The 22,453-nt window shown below is 68.7% G+C and carries 25 protein-coding genes and 2 tRNA genes; 12 read left to right on the plus strand and 15 right to left on the minus strand.

The window, feature by feature from the left end:
• Position 1 precedes the first annotated feature (1 nt).
• Entirely contained in the window at positions 2-745 is a 744-nt protein-coding gene (locus FHU39_RS20020; protein WP_183322496.1) for an amino acid ABC transporter ATP-binding protein, read from the plus strand.
• A 220-nt stretch (positions 746-965) separates the two neighbouring features.
• Here the strand turns inward: FHU39_RS20020 and FHU39_RS20025 are convergent, their stop codons facing one another.
• On the minus strand, positions 966-3,236 hold the full coding sequence (locus FHU39_RS20025) for a (Fe-S)-binding protein (RefSeq protein WP_183322497.1): 2,271 nt from the start codon (positions 3,234-3,236) through the stop codon (positions 966-968).
• Between the two features lie 179 nt (positions 3,237-3,415).
• Here FHU39_RS20025 and cysK point away from each other — a divergent pair, with 179 nt between their 5' ends.
• The 5 genes from cysK to FHU39_RS20050 all read left to right on the plus strand — a co-directional run bounded on the left by cysK (position 3,416) and on the right by FHU39_RS20050 (position 7,371).
• Complete coding sequence (gene cysK / locus FHU39_RS20030; protein ID WP_183322498.1) at positions 3,416-4,348, plus strand: cysteine synthase A; 933 nt, start codon at positions 3,416-3,418, stop codon at positions 4,346-4,348.
• A gap of 7 nt (positions 4,349-4,355) precedes the next feature.
• Positions 4,356-4,982 carry a serine O-acetyltransferase EpsC gene (gene epsC, locus FHU39_RS20035; protein WP_183322499.1) on the plus strand — a complete coding sequence of 209 codons (627 nt, stop codon included), beginning with the start codon at positions 4,356-4,358 and terminating at the stop codon, positions 4,980-4,982.
• A gap of 120 nt (positions 4,983-5,102) precedes the next feature.
• Entirely contained in the window at positions 5,103-5,861 is a 759-nt protein-coding gene (locus tag FHU39_RS20040) for an SDR family oxidoreductase (protein ID WP_183322500.1), read from the plus strand.
• A gap of 17 nt (positions 5,862-5,878) precedes the next feature.
• The gene (locus tag FHU39_RS20045) at positions 5,879-6,841 is read left to right on the plus strand and encodes a phosphotransferase family protein (RefSeq protein WP_183322501.1); all 963 of its coding nucleotides are present in this window, start codon (positions 5,879-5,881) and stop codon (positions 6,839-6,841) included.
• Positions 6,842-6,927: 86 nt separating this feature from the next.
• Complete coding sequence (locus FHU39_RS20050; protein ID WP_183322502.1) at positions 6,928-7,371, plus strand: SPW repeat protein; 444 nt, start codon at positions 6,928-6,930, stop codon at positions 7,369-7,371.
• Positions 7,372-7,490: 119 nt separating this feature from the next.
• Here FHU39_RS20050 and FHU39_RS20055 read toward each other — a convergent pair whose 3' ends face one another.
• Positions 7,491-7,769 (minus strand): HU family DNA-binding protein, encoded by a 279-nt coding sequence (locus FHU39_RS20055; RefSeq protein WP_183322503.1) that lies wholly within the window; start codon positions 7,767-7,769, stop codon positions 7,491-7,493.
• 199 nt (positions 7,770-7,968) lie between these two features.
• A complete protein-coding gene (locus FHU39_RS20060; RefSeq protein WP_183322504.1) occupies positions 7,969-8,343 on the minus strand; it encodes a hypothetical protein in 375 nt (124 codons plus the stop codon).
• Between the two features lie 140 nt (positions 8,344-8,483).
• Here FHU39_RS20060 and FHU39_RS20065 point away from each other — a divergent pair.
• A tRNA-Ser gene (locus tag FHU39_RS20065) sits at positions 8,484-8,570 on the plus strand.
• A 228-nt stretch (positions 8,571-8,798) separates the two neighbouring features.
• On the opposite strand, the gene FHU39_RS20070 is transcribed toward FHU39_RS20065, so the two are convergent.
• Together FHU39_RS20070 and FHU39_RS20075 are read right to left on the minus strand one after the other, a co-directional pair.
• Positions 8,799-9,719 carry a glutaminase gene (locus FHU39_RS20070; protein WP_221185744.1) on the minus strand — a complete coding sequence of 307 codons (921 nt, stop codon included), beginning with the start codon at positions 9,717-9,719 and terminating at the stop codon, positions 8,799-8,801.
• Between the two features lie 58 nt (positions 9,720-9,777).
• Entirely contained in the window at positions 9,778-10,455 is a 678-nt protein-coding gene (locus FHU39_RS20075) for a hypothetical protein (protein WP_183322506.1), read from the minus strand.
• Between the two features lie 129 nt (positions 10,456-10,584).
• On the opposite strand from FHU39_RS20075, the gene FHU39_RS20080 reads away from it, so the two are divergent.
• Complete coding sequence (locus FHU39_RS20080) at positions 10,585-11,742, plus strand: sensor histidine kinase (RefSeq protein ID WP_183322507.1); 1,158 nt, start codon at positions 10,585-10,587, stop codon at positions 11,740-11,742.
• Positions 11,739-12,440, plus strand: a complete 702-nt coding sequence (locus FHU39_RS20085; RefSeq protein ID WP_183322508.1) for a response regulator — start codon at positions 11,739-11,741, stop codon at positions 12,438-12,440. Before FHU39_RS20080 ends, FHU39_RS20085 begins: the two co-directional genes overlap by 4 nt.
• Here FHU39_RS20085 and FHU39_RS20090 read toward each other — a convergent pair.
• The 9 genes from FHU39_RS20090 to FHU39_RS20130 form a co-directional block, all read right to left on the minus strand.
• Positions 12,418-14,532, minus strand: a complete 2,115-nt coding sequence (locus FHU39_RS20090; protein WP_183322509.1) for a phosphoinositide-specific phospholipase C-related protein — start codon at positions 14,530-14,532, stop codon at positions 12,418-12,420. The two genes, FHU39_RS20085 and FHU39_RS20090, sit on opposite strands and share 23 nt — an antisense overlap.
• Before the next feature lie 47 nt (positions 14,533-14,579).
• Positions 14,580-14,999: an NUDIX domain-containing protein gene (locus FHU39_RS20095; RefSeq protein WP_183322510.1), complete on the minus strand. Its 420-nt coding sequence runs from the start codon at positions 14,997-14,999 to the stop codon at positions 14,580-14,582.
• A 17-nt stretch (positions 15,000-15,016) separates the two neighbouring features.
• Positions 15,017-15,349, minus strand: a complete 333-nt coding sequence (locus FHU39_RS20100; RefSeq protein ID WP_183322511.1) for a hypothetical protein — start codon at positions 15,347-15,349, stop codon at positions 15,017-15,019.
• Between the two features lie 88 nt (positions 15,350-15,437).
• Positions 15,438-15,510 (minus strand) — tRNA-Arg (locus FHU39_RS20105).
• Positions 15,511-15,628: 118 nt separating this feature from the next.
• Positions 15,629-16,498: an SMP-30/gluconolactonase/LRE family protein gene (locus FHU39_RS20110; protein WP_183322512.1), complete on the minus strand. Its 870-nt coding sequence runs from the start codon at positions 16,496-16,498 to the stop codon at positions 15,629-15,631.
• Between the two features lie 66 nt (positions 16,499-16,564).
• On the minus strand, positions 16,565-17,140 hold the full coding sequence (gene def / locus FHU39_RS20115) for a peptide deformylase (protein ID WP_183322513.1): 576 nt from the start codon (positions 17,138-17,140) through the stop codon (positions 16,565-16,567).
• 83 nt (positions 17,141-17,223) lie between these two features.
• Positions 17,224-17,523: a WhiB family transcriptional regulator gene (locus FHU39_RS20120; protein ID WP_183322514.1), complete on the minus strand. Its 300-nt coding sequence runs from the start codon at positions 17,521-17,523 to the stop codon at positions 17,224-17,226.
• 89 nt (positions 17,524-17,612) lie between these two features.
• Positions 17,613-18,377 (minus strand): PH domain-containing protein, encoded by a 765-nt coding sequence (locus FHU39_RS20125; RefSeq protein WP_183322515.1) that lies wholly within the window; start codon positions 18,375-18,377, stop codon positions 17,613-17,615.
• Positions 18,378-18,421: 44 nt separating this feature from the next.
• Positions 18,422-18,631 (minus strand): hypothetical protein, encoded by a 210-nt coding sequence (locus tag FHU39_RS20130; RefSeq protein ID WP_183322678.1) that lies wholly within the window; start codon positions 18,629-18,631, stop codon positions 18,422-18,424.
• A 187-nt stretch (positions 18,632-18,818) separates the two neighbouring features.
• Between FHU39_RS20130 and FHU39_RS20135 the strand changes: the two genes are divergently transcribed.
• From FHU39_RS20135 to FHU39_RS20145, 3 genes are all read left to right on the plus strand, one after another.
• Positions 18,819-19,811: a small ribosomal subunit Rsm22 family protein gene (locus FHU39_RS20135; protein ID WP_183322516.1), complete on the plus strand. Its 993-nt coding sequence runs from the start codon at positions 18,819-18,821 to the stop codon at positions 19,809-19,811.
• Between the two features lie 191 nt (positions 19,812-20,002).
• Positions 20,003-20,563, plus strand: a complete 561-nt coding sequence (locus tag FHU39_RS24440) for an ArsR/SmtB family transcription factor (protein ID WP_183322517.1) — start codon at positions 20,003-20,005, stop codon at positions 20,561-20,563.
• The gene (locus FHU39_RS20145; protein WP_183322518.1) at positions 20,560-21,816 is read left to right on the plus strand and encodes an MFS transporter; all 1,257 of its coding nucleotides are present in this window, start codon (positions 20,560-20,562) and stop codon (positions 21,814-21,816) included. Before FHU39_RS24440 ends, FHU39_RS20145 begins: the two co-directional genes overlap by 4 nt.
• On the opposite strand, the gene upp is transcribed toward FHU39_RS20145, so the two are convergent.
• On the minus strand, positions 21,801-22,439 hold the full coding sequence (gene upp, locus FHU39_RS20150; RefSeq protein ID WP_183322519.1) for a uracil phosphoribosyltransferase: 639 nt from the start codon (positions 22,437-22,439) through the stop codon (positions 21,801-21,803). The genes FHU39_RS20145 and upp overlap by 16 nt on opposite strands.
• Between the last annotated feature and the right edge of the window lie 14 nt (positions 22,440-22,453).

A 22,453-nucleotide genomic window follows, 5' to 3' on the forward strand; every position in this document is an offset into this window, starting at 1 on the left:
GATGGCCTTCCTGGAGATCAAGGACGTCCGAAAGGCATACGGACACAACGAGGTGCTCAAGGGTGTCTCGATCGATGTCAACCGCCACGAGGTCATCTGCCTGATCGGTGCTTCGGGCTCCGGCAAGTCGACGCTGTTGCGCTGCGTCAACCAGTTGGAGCAGGTCAACGGCGGCGAGATCCTCATCGAGGGCGACACCGTCACCGGCGCCGGGGTCGACCTGAACCGGTTGCGCCGCGATGTCGGCATCGTCTTCCAGAGCTACAACCTCTTCCCGCACATGTCGGTGCTGAAGAACGTCATGCTCGCACCCACCATGGTGGGCGGGGTGGACTCCAAGACGGCTCGTGACAAGGCGATGACCCTGCTGGACTCCGTGGGTATGGCGGAGAAGGCGAACGCCTATCCCGACATGTTGTCCGGTGGTCAGCAGCAGCGCGTCGCGATCGTGCGCGCGCTCGCGATGGAACCACGCATCATGCTGCTGGACGAGATCACCGCGGCGCTCGACCCCGAGCTGGTCGGTGACGTGCTGGAGATCGTGCGGGAGCTGGCCAACGACGGGTTGACGATGCTGCTGGCGACCCACGAGATGGGCTTCGCCAAGGAGGTCTCGAGCAAGGTGTGCTTCCTGGAGCAGGGCTCCATCCTGGAGATGGGCCCGCCGAAGGAGATCTTCGAGAACCCCCGCGAGGAGCGCACCCAGCAGTTCCTCAGCCGGGTGGTGAAGTCCGGCCGCCTGTAGAACCTGGCCCGGACGGACCGCCGCACTCACCGCCGAGAGGCCCAGCAAATACCGAGAGGCCCAGCAATTCAGCTCGAATTCCTGGGCCTCTCGGTGTGTATGTGAGCCTGTCGCTACTCAGCTACCTGGCGCGACGCGGCTACCTGGCGCGACGCGGCTACCGCGCTACTCCGCCACCGCGCGCTACTCCGCCAGCGCGGGCTACCGCGGCGATCGCGGGTTACTCGGCGGCTGCGGGCTCCTTGCCACGGCGGACGGCGGCCAGCAGCAGGTTGGCGACGTCGACGACCTCGACCTCTTCGCGGGCGTTGCCGTCGGACTGCTCGGCGGTGAGACCGTCGGTCATCATCACCCGGCAGAACGGGCAGCCGATCGCGATGCGGTCGGCGCCGGTCGCGACGGCCTCCTTGGTGCGGTTGAGGTTGATCCGCGAGCCGAGCTTCTCCTCCATCCACATGCGTGCACCGCCGGCGCCGCAGCAGAACGACTTCTCCCGGGAGCGCTCCATCTCGCGGTATTCGACACCGGGCAGCGCGCCGATGAGCTCCCGCGGCGGTGCGTAGACGCCGTTGTGCCGGCCCAGGTAGCACGGGTCGTGGTAGGTGACGGACGCACCGGTCGATGCCGCGCTGTCGCTGTGGTCGGCCTCGTCCGGGCGGGCGACCGGCACCAGGCGCTTCTCCCGCACCAGCTTGTTGAGCAGCTGGGTGTGGTGCAGCACCTCGTAATCGCCTCCCACCTGGGGGTATTCGTTCTTCAGCGTGTTGAAGCAGTGCGCGCAGGTGACCACGATCTTGGTCGCACCGGCCTCGTTGAGCGTCTCGACGTTCTGCGTCGCCAACGCCTGGAAGAGCATCTCGTTGCCCGCGCGGCGTGCCGGGTCACCGGTGCATGCCTCGCCGTCGCCGAGCACGGCGAACGAAACCCCAGCGGTGTCAAGCAGTTCCGCGACCGCACGGGTCGTCTTCTTCGCGCGGTCCTCGTACGCGCCGGCGCAGCCGACCCAGAACAGGTAGTCGACCTCGGACAGGTTCTCCACGTCCTGGCCGAAGACCTTGACCTCGAACGGCAGGCCCTTGGCCCAGTCCAGGCGGGCCCGGGCCGCCATACCCCACGGGTTCTGTTTGCCTTCGAGGTTCTTGAAGAGCCCGCCGAGCTCGGACGGGAACGCCGACTCGATCAGCGTCTGGTAACGGCGCATGTCGACGATGTGGTCGACGTGCTCGATGTCGACCGGGCACTGTTCCACGCAGGCACCGCAGGTGGTGCACGACCACAGCACGTCCTCGTCGATGATCGCGTCGGCGTCACCCAGCGGGTTGTATGCCGTCAGCGGCGCGGCCTCGTCATACCCGGTGGCACCGATCAACGGGATCTCCATGATCGGGTTGTCCGGTGTCGCCGGACCGGTGCCTGCCGCCGCCTTGGCCGCCGTCAGGTATGGCGCCTTGGCGTGTGCGTGTTCCCGCAGGCTCATCATCAACAGCTTCGGCGACAACGGCTTGTCGGTGTTCCAGGCCGGGCACTGCGACTGGCAGCGGCCGCACTCGGTGCAGGTGGAGAAGTCCAGCAGACCCTTCCAGGTGAACTCCTCCACGGCCCCGACACCGAACGTCGCGTCCTCGTCGAGGTCTTCCAGCAGTTCCATGGTGACCGGCTTGCCGTCGACCGTCATCGGCTGCAGCGCGCCCAGGGAGGTGCGGCCGTCGGCGTGCCGCTTGAAGAAGATATTGAAGAACGCCAGGAAACGGTGCCAGGCGACACCCATGGTGATGTTGCGGGCCAGCACGATCAGCCAGGTCATCGCGGTGATGATCTTGACGGTCGAGATGACCACGATGAGCGCCTTCACGGTGCCCAGGTCCAGGTGGTGCAGCCAGCCGCCGTACCAGGCGGTCAGCGGGAAGTGCAGGGCGTTCGCGGCGCCCTCGCCCTCGTACTTGCCGATCGCGTACTCCAGGCCGCGCAGCGACAGCACGCAGATGATCTCGATCAGGATGACCAGCTCGACGAAGTAGGCCTGCCAGAAGGTCGACCCGAAGAACCGCGAGCGGCGGCCGTCCTGCCCGGCCGAGCGGGCCGGGTGCTTGTCGCGGCGGTTCCAGATCAGCCAGCTGATGCCGATCAGTCCGGTCCAGCCCAGTAGCTCCACGACCCAGTCGAACAGTACGAAGTTGCCGATGATCGGCAGCGTGAAGGTCGGGTCCCACACCTGGAAGTACGACGCCAGCACCGCCAGCGACAGGATGAGGAAGGAGATCATCGTCACCCAGTGCGCCATCGCCACGATCGGCAGGCGCGACATCCGGGTGTGCCCGAAGATCTCCCGGACCAGGGTGCCGACGCGGCGGCCCTTGCGGTCGCCGCGGTTCTCCGGACGACCCAACTGGAAGGTCGCGATGAACTCGCGAATGGCAGGGATCGCGAGCGCGATGCCGATGACGGTGATGCCGAGAGTGATCACCGCGGCGACGATCTGCAGAGCTGACATAAGGGTCAGTCTATCGGTGGCTACTCGCCAGTAACTTCCTGCCTGCGTCTCGCGCGAGCGCGGAGCCGTTTGCGCACGCAATAACGACCTGTTGGAATATGCATAACCGGTCCCGGAGTTGGACCGTTCATGGCCGGACGACGACGTCCGGCGCGACCCGGCAGACGGAAGGCAACGACGTGCGCATCTTCGACGACGTCACGCACGCGATCGGCAACACACCGCTCGTGCGCATCAACCGCATCATCGACGCGCCCGAAGGAACCACCGTCGCCGCCAAGCTGGAGTTCAACAACCCCGGGGCATCGGTCAAGGACCGCATCGGAGCCGCGATCATCCAGGCCGCCGAGGACGCCGGCGACCTGCAGCCGGGCGGCACGATCGTCGAGGCGACCAGCGGAAACACCGGCATCGCCCTGGCGATGGTCGGCGCCGCGAAGGGTTACCAGGTCGTGCTGGCGATGCCGGAGAGCGCGAGCAAGGAGCGCCGCGCGCTGCTGCGGGCGTTCGGCGCCGAGCTGGTGCTGACCGATCCGGCCGGCGGGATGAAGGCCGCGGTCGAGCAGGCCGAGCAGATCGCGCAGGAGCGCGGCGGGGTCCTGGCCCGCCAGTTCGCCAACGAGGCCAATGCGCGCGTGCACCGCGAGACGACCGCCGAGGAGATCTGGCGGGACACCGACGGCCAGGTGGACATCCTGGTCTCGGGTATCGGCACCGGCGGGACCATCACCGGTGTCGGCCAGGTGCTCAAGGAGCGCAAGCCGGAGACCAAGGTGTTCGCCGTGGAACCCGCCGAGTCACCGATCCTCAACGGTGGCAAGCCCGGCCCGCACAAGATCCAGGGCCTGGGCGCCAACTTCATCCCGGAGATCCTGGACACCACCGTCTACGACGACGTCATCGACATCACCTTCGAGCAGTCCCTGGAGTGGGCCCGCAAGGCGGCGACCCAGGAGGGGCTGCTGGTCGGCATCTCCTCCGGTGCAGCCCTGGCGGCCGCCGCACAGGTGGCGGCCAGGCCCGAGTCGGCCGGCAAGACCATCGTCGTGATCATCCCGAGCTTCGGGGAGCGCTATCTGTCGACCGCGCTCTTCGAGGGCCTGGTGGACTGAGCGCGTCATGGCACACGGCACCCTGCTCACCACCGGCCGCCAGCAGAAGCCCGTCACCCAGTCGGTGCGCTCGGCGGTTGCACTCGTCCGTGAGGACCTCGACGCCGCACTCGAACGCGACCCGGCGACCACCTCACGTCTGGAGATGGCGCTCGCGTCACCGGGCCTGCACGCGATCTGGGTGCACCGCGTCACGCACAAGATGTGGCGCAAGGGTGGGCGGTGGCGCCTGCCCGCCCGCCTCATGTCACAGGCGGCTCGCACCGCCACCGGCATCGAGATCCATCCCGGTGCGCAGATCGGCAAGCGCTTCTTCATCGACCACGGCATGGGCGTGGTGATCGGGGAGACCGCCGAGGTCGGCGACGACGTGATGATCTACCACGGCGTGACGCTGGGCGGCCGGTCGCTGGACCGCGTCAAGCGGCACCCCACCATCGGCAACAAGGTCACCATCGGTGCGGGTGCCCGGGTCCTCGGCCCGATCGAGATCGGCGACGAGACGCAGATCGGCGCGAACGCCGTCGTCGTCCGCGACGTCCCGGGCGCCAGCGTGGCCGTGGGTGTGCCGGCGAAGGTGCGGCCGCTCGTCGAACAGCCCGACCCGTGGGCGGACCCGGCGCTTTTCATCTGACCTCCAGCGGCGGACCGGCTGCGGCCCGGGGATGTGCCGACTGTCGTCGGTTATTCGCCGCGCGATTTCGGCGAGGAAGTCACGACAGTGGCGAGTTGCGTGGCGCCCTAGGATTCCAGCATGACTGAGCAGGAGACCCGCCGCGTCGCCGTGGTGACCGGCGCGGGGAGTGGCATCGGACGCGCCGTCGCAGTGGGTATGGCGCGCGCCGGCTTCGCCGTCGCGTTGGCCGGTCGGCGCGAGGACGCGCTCGCCGACACCGCCTCGTTGCTCGGTGCCGACTCCGGTCTGGCGATCCCGACCGATGTCACCGACGAGCCGGCGGTGGTGCAGCTCTTCGACCGGACGGTGGAACGCTTCGGTCGGGTCGACGTCCTGTTCAACAACGCCGGCAGATCCGCCTTCGCGACCTCGTTCGACGAGATCGCGCTCGCCGACTGGCAGGCGGTCGTCGACGTGAACCTCACCGGGATGTTCCTGTGTGCGCGGGAGGCGTTCCGGCACATGCGCGCGCAGCAACCGTCCGGCGGGACGATCATCAACAACGGTTCGATCTCCGCGCAGGTGCCCCGGCCGCAGGCCGCGCCATACACGGTCACCAAGCATGCGGTGAGCGGCCTGACCAAGCAGATCGCCCTCGACGGCCGGCCGCACCGGGTGCGCTGCGGGCAGATCGACATCGGCAACGCGGCCTCGGCGATGACCGCACGGATGTCCGCCGGCATGCTGCAGGCCGACGGGTCGGTGCGCCCGGAGCCGACGATGGACGTCGAGTCGGTGGTGCGCGCCGTCGTCCTGATGGCGACGATGCCCGAGGACGCCGTCGTGTTCGACCTGACCGTGGCGGCCGCCGACATGCCGTTCATCGGCCGCGGCTGAGCTCCGTATCGACGCGGATGGAGCTGACACAGGCCACGGACTGGCTGAGCGGCCACTACGCCGACGTGCGCAACGTGCGCCCGGTCCACCCGGGCGCCTGGTCCACGCCCTACTTCTTCGAGGCACGCCTCGACGGCGCGGACCGCGACCTGGTGGCCCGCTTCGGGCCGCACCTCGACGACTTCGCGAAGGACGCGCTGGCCTCCGGCTGGTCGTCCGCGCAACTGCCGGTGCCGCAGGTGCACGCTCTCTTCCGGGCGGGGGACGGGTTCGGGGTGGTGTCCGCGCGGCACCCGGGCAGGTTCCTCGAGGAGTTGGACGCCGACGACTGGTCGCGGACACTGCCGGCGGTGTTCGCCGCGCTCGACCGGCTCCGGCAGGTGCCGCTGCGCACCGACCTGCCGGCGACGGTCACGGTCCAGCCGGGACTCGATGTCGGGCTCGATCCCGGGCAGCTCGGGCTGGACACCAGCTGGCACGACTGGCTGACCGGCCTCAGCGACGACCCGGCCGAGCGCGGTGGCGGATGGTCGGCGCCGCTGGCGGCATCACCGACCGGCGACCGGAGCTTCCACGCCGCGATGGACCTGCTGGCGACGTTGAGCGACGGGCTGGAGCCGCCGCGCAGTTTCGTGCACAGCGACCTGATCAATCGCAACGTCACGGTCGCCGCCGACGGCACGCTGAGCGCCGTCTTCGACTGGGGCTGCCTCTTCGCCGGGGACTACCTGTACGACGTGGCCTGGCTGGAGTTCTGGGCGCCGTGGCATCCCGGGCTGTCCGGGCTCGACATACGCGGTGCGGCGCGCGCCCATTTCGGACCCACCGATCCCGCGGTCGACGTGTTCGATGAGCGAATGCGCTTGTGCGCCGTACACATTGGGCTGTGCCACCTCGCCTACAACGCGTATGTCGGCAAGCCTGGCGAGATCGCCGCCTGTGATCGTCGACTGGCGCAGTACGACGCTCGCGCGAGGTAGCTGCCGCCGTGACCCGCCGCGGCGTCATTCTCCGGTAACGGGCGCACAATGGAGAGGTAACTACTCCCCCACACAGGAGGTGGGTCATGGCAACGCAACACAGTTTCGAATCGTCGATGGCACACCACCCGGACATCGTGGCCCTGCGGGACCGCTACGACCGGGCGGCGGGGACTCCACGTGCTCAACTGGCCGAGGGTCTGATGGTCCTCGCCGGCGGGTACGCAGCGATCTCACCATGGGTCATCGGCTTCAGCGGCACCACGACGCCGTTGGCGATCAACGACCTGATCGTCGGCGTGGCGATCATGGTGATGACACTCGTGTGTGCGGACTCCAGGGGCCGCATGTACGGCTTGACCTGGGTCGCACCCGTCATGGGCGTCTGGCTCATCGTCGCCAACTGGCTGATGAACGGCATCAGCCCGGCCACCGGCACGATGCTCAGCAACATCATCGTCGGGGCCTGTGTCCTGGTGCTGGGCGCCGCGCTCATGGGTGTCACGACCCTGAAGTCGAACCACACCTGACCGGTGCCGCATGAGGGCTCTCCGGGTTGCGGAGTGGTCCGACCCGCGGCATACCTGAAAGGGTGTGGTGACCGGCGGTCACCACACCCCTTCAGCGTTGTTGTGCTGCAGCAGAAAGCTCAGGCGCCCTTGGCAGCGGCCTTCAGCTTGGAGCCCACGGTCACCTTCGCGGCCTTGGACGCCGGGATCTGGATCTCCTCGCGGGTGCGCGGGTTGCGTCCGGTGCGGGCCGCGCGGTCGACGCGCTCGATGGTGAGCAGGCCCGGCAGCTGGACCTTCTCCCCGCGGCCGATGGCCTCGAGGATGACGTCGTTGAGGCCGCCGATGACGGCGTTGGCGTCCTTGACGCTCACACCAGTGCGCTGAGCGATGGTGCTGGCAAGGTCAGTGCGGTTCATGAATTGGGGTCCTGTTCCTGTCTCGGGGACCGGTGGAAACCGATCCGTCGATCGTGGCTAGCCGCCGTGGTGGGCGGCGGTCGGTGGGCCCAACCGGTGCTGAAGCCCGGATATTCCGCGCCATTGCAAGGGTGTGACCCGCGCACCACGTTAGACGCACACTGCGACAAGGTCCACGACACCCCGCCTTCGGCGCGTTTCAGCGCGTCGCGTCGACCGGCTCGGGCGGTGTCTCGGCGGCGGGTGCTGTCGAGCCTGCCGCCGCAGGCGGTTCCTCGATGGCTCCGGCGACCACCGGCCCCTGCCGGTGCCCTACGGCTGCCTGAAAACCTGCTGTGGCAGCGCTTTTCGCCGCCTGTCCCATCCCTTTGATGGCAGCCTGGCCGGCCGCCGCGGCGACCTCGGGGCCCCGCTGCTTGATCTGGGCGCTGGTCTTCTGGCGCTGCTCGACCACCGCCGGGTGGTTCCACGCGCGACTGCTGACCTGCTTGATCTGCTCGTAGCGACCTCGGCCGGCACGGGTGCCGAGCACATAACCGGCGGCGATACCGACGGCGAAGGTCAGCTTGCTCATCACGGTTCCTTTCATCGATTTCGTCCCGACCCTACCTTTCCCGGTATGACGCGCGCGGCGCCCTCAGGGCGGGGAGATCGTCGGCGCACACGCGGCACCCTTAGGATGGTGCGCGCTCGGGCGGCTCGCCGCACGGGCAAGGAGGGCTCGCATAGTGGCCTAGTGCGGCGGTCTTGAAAACCGCTATGGGTTTACGCCCATCGTGGGTTCGAATCCCACGCCCTCCGCTCGTCGCGCAGCGACCTCTCGAGGGCTCCTCATGAGGGAGGAGCGCAGCGACGGTTCCCACGCCCTCCGCACACCGAACGCAGTGAGGTCCCTGAGGGCTCCGCATGAGGGAGGAGCGCAGCGACGGTTCCCACGCCCTCCGCTCGTCGCGAAGTAGCGGCGGTTACGGTCAGCAGAAGGTGCGCTATGGCGCACTCTGTGCAGACCGTAACGCCTGGATTGGTCGGTCAGAAGACCGACCAGTCGGTGAGCGCGGTGAACCGGTCGAGGGCGGCGACGCCGGCCACCGAGTTGCCGCGTTTGTCCAGCCCGGGGCCCCAGACCGCGACCGAACAGCGGCCCGGCACGACCGCGAGGATGCCGCCGCCGACGCCGCTCTTGCCGGGGAGGCCGACGCGGTAGGCGAACTCGCCGGCGGCGTCATACGTCCCGCAGGTGAGCATGACCGCGTTGATGCGTTTCGTCTGGCCGGGGGAGAGCATCCGCGAGCCGTCGCGGCGCAGACCGTGCCGGGCGAGGAACAGCCCGGCGAGCGCGAGGTCGCGGCAGTTGATGGCGATGGCGCACTGCCGGACGTACTGGTCGACGACCCGGGGCACGTCGCCGCGGATGTTGTCGTATGACGCCAGGAAGTGCGCGAGCGCCAGATTCCGGTCGGCGTGCGCGGCCTCGGAAGCGGCGACGTCGTCATCACAGTCGATCTGCGGGTTGTCCGCTTCCGCGCGCAGGAAGTCCAGCACCGAGTCCGCCGCGTCGCCGACCACCCCGGCCAGGTGGTCGGTCACCACCAGCGCACCGGCGTTGATGAACGGGTTGCGCGGTATGCCGTTCTCGTACTCCAGCTGCACCAGCGAGTTGAAGGCGTTGCCGGACGGCTCCCGCCCCACCCGTGGCCAGATGCTCTCGTCGTTCTCGGAGAGCGCGAGGGCCAGGGTGAACAGTTTCGAGATGCTCTGCAGCGAGAAGGGTTCCGTCCAATCGCCGGTGCCGTGGACCGACCCGTCCGGCAGCGCCACGGCGATGCCGAACTGCGCCGGGTCCACCTGTGCCAGGGCCGGGATGTAGTCGGCGACGACGCCGCTGCCGATCTGCGGCTCGATGTCCTGCACGACCTGTGCGAGCAACTGGTCCATGTCCACGGGCGCCATGATGACAGAGCGGTCCGGCCCGCCTCGGGTGCACAGGCGGGCCGGAGTCGGTGGGTGATCAGCCGGCCAGCGGCACCTCCTGGGCCGTCAGTTGCTGGTGGGTGGCCTCGGGCCGCAGCAGCGACCGGGCGGCCGGGACGAACGCCACGACTGCTGCGGCGACACCCAGCAGGCCCGGCACTATGCCGCCGGTGCTGCCGCAGGCGATGAAGACCACGACGGCCACCACCGACCAGATCGGCACGCGACGCGCTCGCCGCAGGCCGATGAGCAGCACCAGCGAACCCAGCATCATGCCGATCATGAAGATCGCGATGACGGCGATGAGCAACGGGTAGCTCTCGGAGGCGTTGTCGATCGCGGTGATGGCCGAAGCCGGCGCGGACGCCTTCCCGTACAGCGCGTACGGCGAGAAGAACGCGATCGAGTGTGCCGCGGCTGCCACCGACCCCACCGCCATCAGGACGGCGCCGATCGTGGTCGCTCGGGCACCCCGGGTGCCGGATGCCGGGATGAGTGCCAGCACGCCCGGCACCAGCAGGAAGCCGGTGAGGAGATTGAGCAGCCCGGCAGCGAGCCAGATCGCCTGATGATCGGACACCACCTGCGTGATCGACACCGCGGTCGGGTTCCCGGCCGGGACGACGATCCGGCGGAGCAGATCGCCGAGGGTGAAGGCCACCGGGCCGAGGACGAGGAGGAGAGCAGCGACGCGGCTGCGAGTTGTTTCGTTCATGCAGCAACCGTCCCGCCGCGACGGCGCGGCCCGCTTCGCCCGTTCCGCCGATTTCGCTCCACCCGCAGGGGGAGCACGATCATCCGCAATGTCGAGTCGCTGCGGGCGCTGCTCGCCATACCATCGACCATGGATCGTCTCCGGTCGCGTATGCCGGGCGGGCTGTCCCTGGTGGACGTCGCGCTCGCCGCGGCACTGTGTGTGCTCGCGGTCGGTGGGCTCGTCACCGGCGCGGTCGACGAACGCCCCCTCGTCGTGACGCTCCCGATCGCCGCCGTCAGCACCGCCGTGATCGCGGTGCGCACCCGATTCCCCGTGCCCGTGGCGGCACTCGTCGCGCTGCTCGCCGTCGCGCAGACGGTGTTCGCCAACGGGCAGTCCGAAACCCTTTGGTCCCTCGTCGTCTTCCTCGTCATGTCCTACACCGTCGGTGCCGAATGTGACGAGGGGCCGGCGCTGCTCGGGCTCGGTATGACGCTCGGCGGCCAGTTCCTCTGTCAGTGGCTCGACCACGGCTCGGACTACGCGTTCGATGCGCTGGTTTTCGGCGGCGTCTGGCTGTTCGGCCGCGGCACCCGGTCGTGGCGCAAGCAGGCGACGTATGCCGAGCAACACCGGCACGACCTGGCCCGGATCTCGGTCGCGCACGAGCGCGCCCGGATCGCACGCGAACTGCACGACGTGGTGGCACACAGCCTGAGTGTGATCGCGGTCCAGGCCGATGCCGCCGAGGCGGCCCTGCTGAAGGATCCCGCACGGGCTGCGGCACCGATGCGCGCGATTCGCGGTAGCGCCCGTGACGCGCTGGGGGACATGCGGCAGTTGTTGCATGTACTGCGCGCCGAGGAGGACCAGGCCGTCGACGCGCTCGTGCCGGCGCGCGGAGTCGCGGATCTGCCGCAGCTCGTGGCGACGATGCGGGAGTCGGGTATGCCGCTCGAGGCGCACCTCGGGATGCTCGGCGCACTGTCGAGCGGCATGGAGCTGACGGTCTACCGGATCGTCCAGGAAGGCCTGACCAATGCTCGCAAGCACGCCGGCGACGTGCCGACATCGCTGCGCGTGACCCGCGAGGACCGTGAGCTGACCGTGGAGGTCGTCAACGCGGCACCGGGCGAAGCCCGCGCCATACAAGAGGATTCGTCGACCGGACTCGGCCTGGTCGGTGTCCGGGAGCGTGTCGGCGCGGCCGGAGGGCGCGTCGAGTCCGGCCCGTCGGCGGACGGCGGGTTCCGGCTCGTCGTCTGGCTGCCGGTCCGCGACAGCGACGAGCTGATCGCATCATGACGACCACGGTGCTGCTGTGCGACGACCAGGAGTTGGTGCGCGCCGGTTTCCGGCTGATCCTCGACCTGGAGGACGACCTCGAGGTGGTCGGGGAGGCCGTGGATGGGCGCGAATGCCTCAAACTGACAGCGGAACTCGCACCCGACGTGGTGTTGATGGACGTCCGGATGCCGCGGATGGACGGCATCGAGGCGACGCGCCGGCTGGTGACGGCCGGGTCCGCCAGCCGGGTGTTGATGCTTACCACGTTCGACCTCGACGAGCTGGTGTATGCCGCAATGGCCGCTGGTGCCAGTGGTTTCCTGCTCAAGGACGTCCCGCGCGAGCAGTTGGTGGCGGCGCTGCGACTTGTCGCGCGCGGCGAAGCCGTCCTCGCGCCCGTGCTCACCCGGCGGCTGATCGAGCGGTTCGTGGCGGTGCCGCCGCCGTCGGTCAAGCTGCCGGATCGGTTGGCAGGCCTGAGCGCTCGGGAGTTGGAGGTGTTCGGTCACCTGGCGCAGGGTCGGTCCAACGCGGAGATCGCCGCGGCGCTGGTCCTCGGCGACGCGACCGTGAAGACCCACGTCGCGAACATCCTGACCAAGCTCGGTCTGCGCGACCGGGTGCAGGCGGTGGTGCTCGCGTACGAGACCGGCTTCCTGCAACCGACGGGCCGGTACGGCGACGCCGGGACCGTCAGCCCGACCCGACCCCGTTGAGCTTGTCCACCACTCTCAGCAGGTCGCCCTCGCTGGCGTAGTTGACTGCCACGAAGTTCGGGATCTGCCCGCGCTTCCGCTCGCACCGGGACGCGTACGGCCAGAGCACGTCGAACTTGTTGATGGTGCGGGCATCGGTGACCAGGCTGTCGAAGTTGGCAAGCCAGTAGTTGAGCATGAACAGGTCGTTCGTCTTCGCCCCGCGATTGAGCCGGCAGGTCAGTGAGGCCGGGGTCGGGTTGGTGTACGGCGTGTCCTGAACCCAGTCGAATCCTTGCAGCAGCCAAGGGAATTCGCTGCCACCACCGCGCCGCTCCATCAGCACGACGAGGCGGTGGCCGGAGGAGATCATCGAGCCGAGGGTCGGCCAGGGTTTGCCGTCCGTGGGGGTGTAGACGTAGGGGAGGAGCCCGGCCTCGCGGAAGACCTTCGCGGTGTCGGCGGGGGAGACGGTGTCCTCGACGAAGAACGTCACGACCTCCCGGGGGTGGGCGGCCAACCAGGTCCGCACCTGCGCCATCAGCGGCTCCCAAGCAGTGGCACCCAATTCGCACAGGCCGTGGCAGAGGTACTCGCTGACCGGCCCCACCGGTGCGGAGGTGACCGAGTTGCGCAGCCGCTTGGCGCTCGCGACCACGTCCGGGCCGTAGTCCTCGGTGGCCGCCTCGATCCCCGCCGCGCGACTGGCCGGGGCGGTGATGATCAGCCCCTTCTTCTTCGAATGCTGGCCGTAATAGCTGTCGACGAGGAGCACGCGGACCCCGGCATCCAGGCTGCCGACGATGCCGGTCGACTGCTCCGCGGCATACCAACCGCTCTCGTCGGCGGCGGACATCGCATTGTGCGCCGCGGGGAACGCCACTTCGTCATACCGCCTGTCACACAACTGGACGTAGCCGTTGCACGCGTCGGACGCGGTGGCGCCCTTGGTGGCCGCAGCGGCCGCGGTCGTCGGCCGGCTGGACGGCAGGGCTGCGACAGCGACGACGACGGCGACGATCCCGGCCAGGGCGACCAACGCGACCCGGGTCGCCATCCAACGCCGCGCCGGCGCGGACGACCCGGCTTCCGGCTGTTGCGGCCGGAACCCGGCCGCGAACGCCAGCTCGGCGAGCCCGGAGACCAGCACCACGATGCCGGCGAGCCCGGCCAGCACACCGAAGGTGAGAGCCGGCCGGAAAACCGCACCTGCGCCCAGGACGACCAACAGTGCGCCGCGGCCCGCGATGCCCCAGCGGTTCTCCGGGCGGCGGCTGATCAGCTGCCACGAGCGCGTCGCCAGTGCGCCGAGGTCGGCGTCGGGCAGGCGGGCCGACCCCGCCGCGGCGACGACCAGCCCGACCAGCAGGGCCAGGGCGGCACACCACCACAGTTGCGGTGCGAGGACGTGCCATCCGGCGGCGACCAGGGCACCGGTCAGGGTGTCGCTGTCCTGGACGGAGGCGACGATCAAGCCGATGACCGCAACCAGGCCGATCGCGCCACCGCACAACGCGATTGCCCACCCGGTTCGCACGACGGAGCGCTGCCTGCTGGGCGCCAGCAGGATCCCGGCCGCGAAGAGCAGCACGGCGAGCAGGGGCAGCAGCCAGCTGAGCAGACCGCTGAGCCGGACGAGCCCGATCAGCCGGCCGGACATCGAGTGGTTGCTGACGTGTGCCAGCGTCACCGACATGTCGGGCGAGATGTGTTCGGCGGCTTGTGGGGAGACCGACGGCAGGACCCCGGTCAGCACGGTGCCGATGTCCAGCAGCCGCAACGCGACGTCGCCGGACTGCTGCCCGGTGAGGGACTGGTGGAGCACGGCCGCCGAGTGCCGCACGATCGGGCTGAGTGCCGAGCTGCCCGCCACCGAGATCGACAGGCTCTCCACGGCGGGGCGTGCCACGACCAGGTCGGGGTAGGCGTCGATCGTCTGCTGGGCGATGAGCTCACCGACCGCGTGTGCGACGGCCGGGTCCTGGCGCACCGTGTCCACGTTGCGCGCGAACCGCTGCTCGTCGAGCACGTTGTGGTCGACGACCGCGGCGAACACACCGAGCAGGAGCAGGACCGCTGCCAGGGCAGTGCACGCCGTCGACCACCGCTTCACCGACACGACACTAGCGGTGGACGGGTCGGTGCATCAGTTGTCCGGTGTCATTGCGGCGCTTGCGGATCGAGTCGCCGCAGCGTGTGTATGACGTGCTCGACCGCCGGCAGGTCGGCGGGCGCCCACTGAACGCTGCGCAGCTCGGTGACCGGGATCCAGCGCAACTCCGCGTGCTCGGTGGCCCGCGGCTCGCCGGAGATGACGGTCGCGAAGAAGGTGGTCAATCTGACGATGCCGAAGTCGTAGGCGTGCGAAGTGGTTTCGACGTGATCACCGACGGTGATCTCACACAACAGCTCCTCGCGCAGCTCCCGGACCAGCGCTTCCTGCGGTGACTCGCCCGGCTCGATCTTGCCGCCCGGGAACTCCCAGAGGCCGGCCATCGCCATCGCCTGGCCCCGAAGCGCAGCCAGGACAGTGCCATCGCGCACCAGGACGGCGCCGACGACGTCGATCTGCTCGGTCACACTTCGTCCCCGTCCGCTCAGTTCCGCGAGGGGCCGGGGCGGTCGTCCGTGCCGTTCGGCGCCGCCATACTGATCGGGATCTCCACGTCGGAGACATCGGTGTCGCCGGTGTCGATCACGATGCTGCCGACCCGGCGGTCGGGGGACCAGGGATGCCCCGTTGACCGGATGACGATCTCGTACCTGGAATTCGTGCACAGCATGAGGGACCACGTGCCGTCATCGGCCACGTACTCGGCGATCTCCATGACCGCCGCGCCGGGGCTCAACGGCTGGGGGTCGATCAAGTACGCCCTCCAGGGGTTGTCACGCTCGCCGGAGATCGTGCCCGAAACGCTGATCCAGCTCATCCGGATCTCCTTCGGGTCGCGGGAAGTGAGAAAGCCCTGGCCAGCGTGACCGCTTGCCAGGGCTTGTGCACTGTCTCAACTCAGTACGTGCACCCGTAGGGATTCGAACCCCAAACCTTCTGATCCGTAGTCAGATGCTCTATCCGTTGAGCTACGGGTGCGTGCTGCGTAGTCGCCTGCGCAACGCTGAGACACTCTACCCGAGCGGGTGCCCAGGTGCGAAATCGGTGGCTTCGATACGTACTCCTCCGCTTCGCTCCTCCGTCTACTCAGCCAGCGTCAGGCTCCGAACGGCAGCGCGGGTAGGCCGCCGACGCCCGGATCGACGGCGAAAACGGCGCCGGCGAGCGGCTGTTCGCCGTCCGGCACGTTCTCCCGGGTGGTGGTGATGTAGAGCGTCTGCAGCGCGTCGCCGCCGAACGTGCAGGCTGTGACGTTGGTGACACCGGGCACCTCGACCACCTGGCTGAGCTCCCGGTCGACGTAACGATGGACGGCCGAGCCGCCATACAGCGCGACCCAGACGCCGCCCTCCTGGTCGACCCAGAGGCCGTCCGGGTTGCCGGGCAGGTCATCGGGCAGCGCGACCCACGGGCGGCGCTCGGTGAGCCCGGTCTCCGGCTCCCAGTCGAACGCCCAGATGGTGCGAGTCGGGGTGTCGTTGAAGTATGCCGTCTTGCCCTCCGGGGACCAGCCGATCCCGTTGGCGATCGTGAGACCGCCGAGCACCGGCGACGCCATACCCTCGGTCGTGAGCAGGTAGAGCGAGGCGCCGCCCTCGTGCTGGTCGTAGGCCATCGTGCCGCAGTAGAAGTTGCCCGCCGGGTCGCAGCCGCCGTCGTTGAAGCGCACCGACGGGTCGTCCCAGATCGGCTGCATGACCTGCAGATCCGACAGGTCGTTCTTCGCGGCGAGCGCGAAGCCGCGCTCCAGCGCGATGAGCGCACCGCCGGCGCCGCGTGGTCGCATCGCCGCGGCCACCTTGCCGACGTGGATCCGCTCGACGTCGTCGCCGCGCGCGATCAACACGTCGCCGGCCATCATGTCGACGTACCGCAGCTCACCCGGGCCTTCGAGGGACCACTCGGGCCACCAGACGGGTCCTTCGGCGTGGAAGGCGTGCGGTGTGGCAATCGGCTCGGCTCGCATGTGCCTCAGCCTAAGGGGAGGGTCCGGGCGGGCGAGGAAGTGACGACAGTGGGCGGTCGCTCGCCGCTACACCTTCTCGGCCTGCTGGGTGGCGGGATCCCACTTGGTGATGTGGCCGGCCGCCCAGCCGCGGACCTTCATCGCCTCACGGGCCTTGCCGCGGTAAGTGGGGGTCAGCCGCTCGACATACAGCTTGCCGTCGAGGTGGTCGGTCTCGTGCTGCAGGCAGCGCGCCAGCGTGCCGCCGGTGGCCTCGACGACGACCTCGTTGCCGTCCAGGTCGATGCCCGTCACCCGCGCCCAGTCCGAGCGTGGCGTCGGGAACCACTCACCCGGCACCGACAGGCAGCCCTCGGCGCCGTCCTCCGGAGACGGGTCGCCCGGCGGGACGGCGCCCTTCTCGAGCTTGGGGTTGATCACGACCCCGCGCTGCTCGACGCCCTCGCCGTCGGCGCAGTCGTAGACGAAGATGCGCAGTCGCACCCCGACCTGGTTGGCCGCGAGGCCCGCGCCCTGTGCGGCGTCGAGGGTGTCGAACATGTCCTGCACCAGGGTGCGGATCTCCGGCGTGATCTCCTTGACCCTCTTGGTCGGCTGATGCAACGCCTTGTGCCCGATGACGGTAATCGGACGGACTGCCATAACCTCAACTCCTGCCGCACGCACTGACTCGACCACGAAGGTTATCCGGCGTCATCGTCCAACACGGTATGGCGGGTCTCCTTTCACACCGCGTGCAGCGTTCGGCCGGAAGCCGCCGCGTGCCGTGGCGGTCGTCCGCGCCGGGGTCGGACCGCGACCACCTCGCCGTGCCAGAAGATCTCGCCACCCCAGATGCCGACCTCCTCCTGGCGGCTCATCGCACCGGCGAGGCACTCCTTGCGCATCACGCAGGCTCGGCACAGCGTCTTGGCTCGTGCGATGTCGACCGGGTCGTCGGTGAACCACAGCTCGGGGTGGCGGGTCTGGCAGGGCAGTGCGGGCTTTTCGTCACGGTCCGGTGCGGCGGAGTAGGGGTGTTTCAACGGCGTACCTTTCGATGCCTTGTGCTGATGACATCGACACTGGCCGTCTGAGGTAGTCCGCCGCCTCCGGCAGATGCCTTATTTCTGCCTCAGTCGTCCCTCAGGTCGCGCGGTCTGCGCGGCCGTTCCGGTTGGTTCGACCGCTCCCATCCCACGTCGTTCTCGTGCCCGAACCTCGGTGGCGGCGGTTCGTCCCTGGCCCGCCGCAGGATGCGCTCGCGCAGGCCGTTGCGGCGCGGCCGCTCGGTGCGCGGCAGATAGGACCCGATCGGGCGGATCGGCACGTCGGTGGGGTCGCGGCGGCCGCCGGCGGCCACGCGTGCAGCGGCGAGCTGCTGGTGCAGGTTGGGATCGGTGTCGTCCAGCTCCCGGTCCGCGGGTTCCTGCTCGCTGAAGATCTCCCCGACGATGGTGAGGTATGTCGCCCGGGCGTCGCGGACGAAGTCGATCTGCCGCAACGCCTGGTCCCGCCCCGCGCTCTCCAGGACGAACTGGCCGTAATCGATGAACTGTCCGAGCGGGCTCCGGTTGAACGACATGTCGGTGACCTTGGCCAGCGGCATCATCGGGGTGCGCCGCCAGAACACGCCATACGCCATCAGCAGCCGCTTGTCGGTGGCGACGAACCAACTGCGGCGCCACAGGAACACACGCATCGCGCCCCAGGCCAGCAGGATGATCCACAGCTTCCACGCGAGATCGGTGAGCATCCCGAGCCGCGCGGGTGCCGTGAAGCCGGCGATCAGCGTGAGGACGAGGCCGGCGACGACTGTGCAGACCGGCCCCGCGAGCGCCAACCAGTGCTGGCGCTGTGCCACGACGACCGTCTCGTCCTCGAGGAGGACCTGCGCCATGGTCTTCCTGGCGCTGGGATCGACCGGACCCATCGCCGGAGGACCTAACTGTTCAGGATCTTGTCGAAGAAGTGCCCGACCTGGCTGACCCCGTTGGTGATGATCGACCAGATGTTGTGCACGATGTCGGCGGACTTGTCCGGCGAGGTGAAGATCGCGTAGGCGATGAAGGCCACGACTAGCCAGATCACGACTTTGCGGACCTTGTCGAGGGCCATCATTTCCTCCGGTAGTGCGTGGGTGGTTCGTGGCATGGGCGCACGGACCTGAGCTTCATTGTGGCAGATGTGACTGCTGTGACTCGCGATGATGTTGCGCTGGAGTGTCGTATGCCGCCGCACCGCCTCTTGACATTACGCCTCTGCGGGCCCGCCATGGCTACGATTCGACCGGTCGTCTTCCGGCGCCCGTCCCGTCGATCCGCACCGTGCGAGGCCCTCCATGCCAGCAGCAGACCCGCAGCGTCCGGTCGAGTTGCGGCTGCGCGATGCACTCGACGCCGCGGCGGTGGGTGTTCCGCGCGGGGCGCTGTCGGGGTCGGTGGAGCGGCTGATCGAGCGTTATCGCGCCGGCGGCGCCGCGGCTGCGCCGATCTTGACGAGTCCGACCGACGTTCTGGCGTATGCCGCCTACCGGATGCCGGCGACGCTCGCGGCCTGCCGGAGCATGCTGCGACACGGTGCGTTCCGGTTGCCGCCCATCGAATCCGTCGTCGACCTCGGTGGTGGCACCGGCGCTGCCGCGTGGGCGGCGCTGTCGGAGTGGCCGGAGGCGAGGGTCACGGTGCTGGACCAGGTCGGCGATGCGCTGGCGCTGGGGCGAAAGCTCCTGGCCGGCGAAGCCGCCGACGTGGAGTTCGCCTCCTGGCGGGTCGGTGCGGCGGTGCCCGCCGCGGACCTGGTGACGGTGTCCTACGTGTTGTCCGAACTCACCCCCGACGCGCAGCGGTCGCTGGTGGCGGCCGCTGCCGGTGCGGCGCGGCGGGCCGTCGCGATCGTCGAACCGGGGACCCCGACCGGTTACCGGCGGATCCTCGCGGCCCGTACCGCACTGCTCGACGCCGGCTGGCGGATCGTCGCACCGTGCCCGCACCAGCACCCCTGCCCGTTGCGCGAGCCCGACTGGTGCCACTTCAGCGCCCGCGTCGAGCGCTCGTCCCTGCACCGGCAGCTCAAGGGCGGCGATCTCGGGCATGAGGACGAGAAGTTCTCGTATGTCGTGGCGGTGCCCGGTGACTCGGTCGACGGTGCGGTTGCCGACGGTGGTGGCGCGGAAGCCCGGATCCTGCGGCACCCCGTCAAACGCAAGGGCCTGGTCGAGCTGCAGCTGTGCCGGCCGGACGGCTCGGCGGGCCGGCAGGTGGTGACGAAGCGGCAGGGTGCGTCATACAAACAGGCACGGGACGTGCGCTGGGGCGACGCCTGGCGGCTCTGACTCAGTGCCAGTGGGTCACGTACGGACCGGCCGAGGCTCCCATCCACTTGATCGAGCGGCACACCCCGGCATTCACCGGCATACGAAAACCGCCTGAATTGGTGCGCCACTCGTGACGGGGGTATGCCGCTCGATCCAACCTCCAAATAACCGTTTGACAGTGCGCGCCGCCCGGCCGCATACTTCCAAACATGTCTTTGGAGGATGAGGCGCTCACCGAGTTGCGGGCATCTGCGCACCCGGTGCGGTTGCGGATGATGTCGCTGCTGACCGGTGCCGCGATGAGCGCGGCGGAGCTGGCCCGCGAGCTCGACATCACGCAGGCCAACGCGAGCTACCACCTGCGCATGCTGGCCAGGGCCGGGCAGGTGGAGATCGCCGAGACCGAGTCGGTGCGCGGCGGTCAGGCCAAGAAATACCGCTACCGCTACCCTCGGGAGAAGGTGAGCCCGAACCGTAAGCCACCGAGCGGGGCAACGCCCGAGGAATGGCAGCAGTACATCCACGTGCTGTACCGCGAGCTCGTACGCCGATCGGAGCAACGGATCGACGGCCAGGCGCTGAGCGCGGATGCCGAAGTCTGGGTGACGCCCGAAACGTGGCGGAAGGCAAGGGAGTTGGTGCACGAAGCCTCTCGATTGGTGCACCAGGAGGCACTGCGTCCGCACGCCGCCGATTCGGTGCATGTGAATTTCCAGGCAGAGCTCTTCCGCATGCGGGACGAGCGCGACGACACGGCCGGTGCGGAGTGAGCAGGCTCGCGTCCGCGCTGCCGGTGTTGCATCAGCGGAACTTCCGGTGGTTCTTCCTCTCCCGGGCGATCAACACGGTCGGCGGGATGATGACGCCCGTCACGATCGCCTTCGCAGTCTTGAAGATCGACAACTCGGCGAGCGCCCTCGGCGTCGTTCTCACCGCGGAAATGGGCATGAACGTGCTCTGTTTGCTCTTCGGTGGTGTCATTGCGGACCGGCTGCCGCGCCGGGCGGTGATGCAGACGTGTTACCTGGTGATGGCGGCTGTCCAGCTGACCATGTGTTTCTCGCTGCTCTCCGGCTGGGCCACGGTGGCGTCGATGACCGTGCTCGGTGCGATTTCCGGTGGGGTCTCTGCATTTTCGATGCCGGCGCAGCAGGGTCTGATCCCGCAGTTGGTCACTCGTGAACAGTTGCAGCAGGCCGACTCGCTGATGTCGTTCGTCCGCAACGGTGCGACGTTCATCGGCCCGGTCATCGGGACCGTCCTCGTGGCTTCCCTCGGGCCGGAGCTGGCGCTGGCGGTCGACGGGCTGTCGTTCTTGGGCGCCGCGGTGCTCCTGGCGAAAGTGGTGCTCCCGCCGGCCGCGCGGTCGGCGACGTCGATGCTGACGCAGCTGCGTGAGGGCTGGAGCGAGTTCATCTCACGGACCTGGTTGTGGGTCGTCGTGTTGGCGTTCGGCATCCTCAACGCCATCCAGATGGGTGTCTGGGTCGTCGTCGGCCCGGTGATCGCGAAGAACAATCCGCAGCTCGGCATCAGCGGCTGGGGCATCGTGCTCGGCGCGGAAGCTGTCGGCATGCTGCTGATGTCGGTCGTGCTGATGCGAGTGCACATCCACCGGCTGCTCCTGAACGGTATGGCGTGCATCTCGCTTATCTCGATCCCGTTGTTACTGCTCGGGATTCACCCGGAAACGCGAGTGCTTGCCGTCGCCGCACTCCTCGGCGGTGCGGGGTCGCAGGTGTTCGGCACGGCGTGGACGGTCGCGATGATGGAGCAGATTCCGAGTGCTGTCCTGTCCCGGGTCTCCAGCTACGACATGCTGGGATCGTTCATCGCCATACCGATCGGAACCATGGCGTTCGGGTGGCTGGCGAGCCACATCGACATACGACCTCTGGTCATCGTCGCCGGCTGCTGTTACGCCCTCGTGGCGCTGGTCACCCTGCTGGTGCCGTCGGTGCGAGGCCTGACCCGTCTCCCGGACCAGCCCAGCGACAAGGGTGAGCTTCAGACGACGCCGTAGAGCCGGTCGCCGGCGTCACCGAGACCGGGCACGATGTAGCCGTTCTCGTTGAGGCGCTCGTCGATCGCGCCCGTCACCAGGGTCACGGGTATCTCCAGGTCGGACAGCTGCTCATCGACGGCCTTGATGCCCTCGGGCGCGGACAGCAGGGTGACCGCGGTGATGTCGTCGGCGCCACGCTCGGCGAGGTAGCGAATGGCCATCGCGAGGGTGCCGCCGGTGGCCAGCATCGGGTCGAGCACGTAGCACTGCCGCCCGGACAGGTCGTCGGGCAACCGGTTGGCGTAGGTGATGGCCTCCAGTGTCTCCTCGTTGCGCTGCATGCCGAGGAAGCCGACCTCCGCGCTGGGCAGCAACCGCACCATTCCCTCCAGCATGCCCAGGCCGGCGCGCAGGATCGGCACGACCAGCGGTTTGGGGGAGGACAACTTGATGCCGCTGGTCGCGGCGATCGGTGTCTCGATGTCGAACGGCTCGACCCGCACGTCCCGTGTCGCCTCGTAGGCGAGCAGGGTCACCAGCTCCTCGGCCAGTCGCCGGAAGGTCGGGCTGTCCGTGCGCTTGTCACGCAGGTAGGTCAGCTTGTGGGCGATCAGGGGGTGGTTGGCCAGCTCGACGCGCATGCCGCAAACTCTAG

The organism is Flexivirga oryzae (genome assembly GCF_014190805.1).
Classification (GTDB): Bacteria; Actinomycetota; Actinomycetes; order Actinomycetales; family Dermatophilaceae; genus Flexivirga; species Flexivirga oryzae.

Coding starts and splice junctions, on each gene's coding strand:
- FHU39_RS20125 (WP_183322515.1), bottom strand. CDS start 18,377: ATGGCGCAGGTCCTCCTCGAGGACGAGACGGTCGTCGTGGCACAGCGC.
- FHU39_RS20060 (WP_183322504.1), bottom strand. CDS start 8,343: ATGAGCAAGCTGACCTTCGCCGTCGGTATCGCCGCCGGTTATGTGCTC.
- FHU39_RS20085 (WP_183322508.1), top strand. CDS start 11,739: ATGACGACCACGGTGCTGCTGTGCGACGACCAGGAGTTGGTGCGCGCC.
- FHU39_RS20100 (WP_183322511.1), bottom strand. CDS start 15,349: ATGAGCTGGATCAGCGTTTCGGGCACGATCTCCGGCGAGCGTGACAAC.
- FHU39_RS20025 (WP_183322497.1), bottom strand. CDS start 3,236: ATGTCAGCTCTGCAGATCGTCGCCGCGGTGATCACTCTCGGCATCACC.
- FHU39_RS20020 (WP_183322496.1), top strand. CDS start 2: ATGGCCTTCCTGGAGATCAAGGACGTCCGAAAGGCATACGGACACAAC.
- FHU39_RS20110 (WP_183322512.1), bottom strand. CDS start 16,498: ATGCGAGCCGAGCCGATTGCCACACCGCACGCCTTCCACGCCGAAGGA.
- FHU39_RS20040 (WP_183322500.1), top strand. CDS start 5,103: ATGACTGAGCAGGAGACCCGCCGCGTCGCCGTGGTGACCGGCGCGGGG.
- FHU39_RS20070 (WP_221185744.1), bottom strand. CDS start 9,719: ATGGCGCCCGTGGACATGGACCAGTTGCTCGCACAGGTCGTGCAGGAC.
- FHU39_RS24440 (WP_183322517.1), top strand. CDS start 20,003: ATGTCTTTGGAGGATGAGGCGCTCACCGAGTTGCGGGCATCTGCGCAC.
- FHU39_RS20045 (WP_183322501.1), top strand. CDS start 5,879: ATGGAGCTGACACAGGCCACGGACTGGCTGAGCGGCCACTACGCCGAC.
- FHU39_RS20080 (WP_183322507.1), top strand. CDS start 10,585: ATGGATCGTCTCCGGTCGCGTATGCCGGGCGGGCTGTCCCTGGTGGAC.
- epsC (WP_183322499.1), top strand. CDS start 4,356: ATGGCACACGGCACCCTGCTCACCACCGGCCGCCAGCAGAAGCCCGTC.
- upp (WP_183322519.1), bottom strand. CDS start 22,439: ATGCGCGTCGAGCTGGCCAACCACCCCCTGATCGCCCACAAGCTGACC.
- FHU39_RS20130 (WP_183322678.1), bottom strand. CDS start 18,631: ATGCCACGAACCACCCACGCACTACCGGAGGAAATGATGGCCCTCGAC.
- FHU39_RS20075 (WP_183322506.1), bottom strand. CDS start 10,455: ATGAACGAAACAACTCGCAGCCGCGTCGCTGCTCTCCTCCTCGTCCTC.
- FHU39_RS20050 (WP_183322502.1), top strand. CDS start 6,928: ATGGCAACGCAACACAGTTTCGAATCGTCGATGGCACACCACCCGGAC.
- FHU39_RS20135 (WP_183322516.1), top strand. CDS start 18,819: ATGCCAGCAGCAGACCCGCAGCGTCCGGTCGAGTTGCGGCTGCGCGAT.
- def (WP_183322513.1), bottom strand. CDS start 17,140: ATGGCAGTCCGTCCGATTACCGTCATCGGGCACAAGGCGTTGCATCAG.
- FHU39_RS20055 (WP_183322503.1), bottom strand. CDS start 7,769: ATGAACCGCACTGACCTTGCCAGCACCATCGCTCAGCGCACTGGTGTG.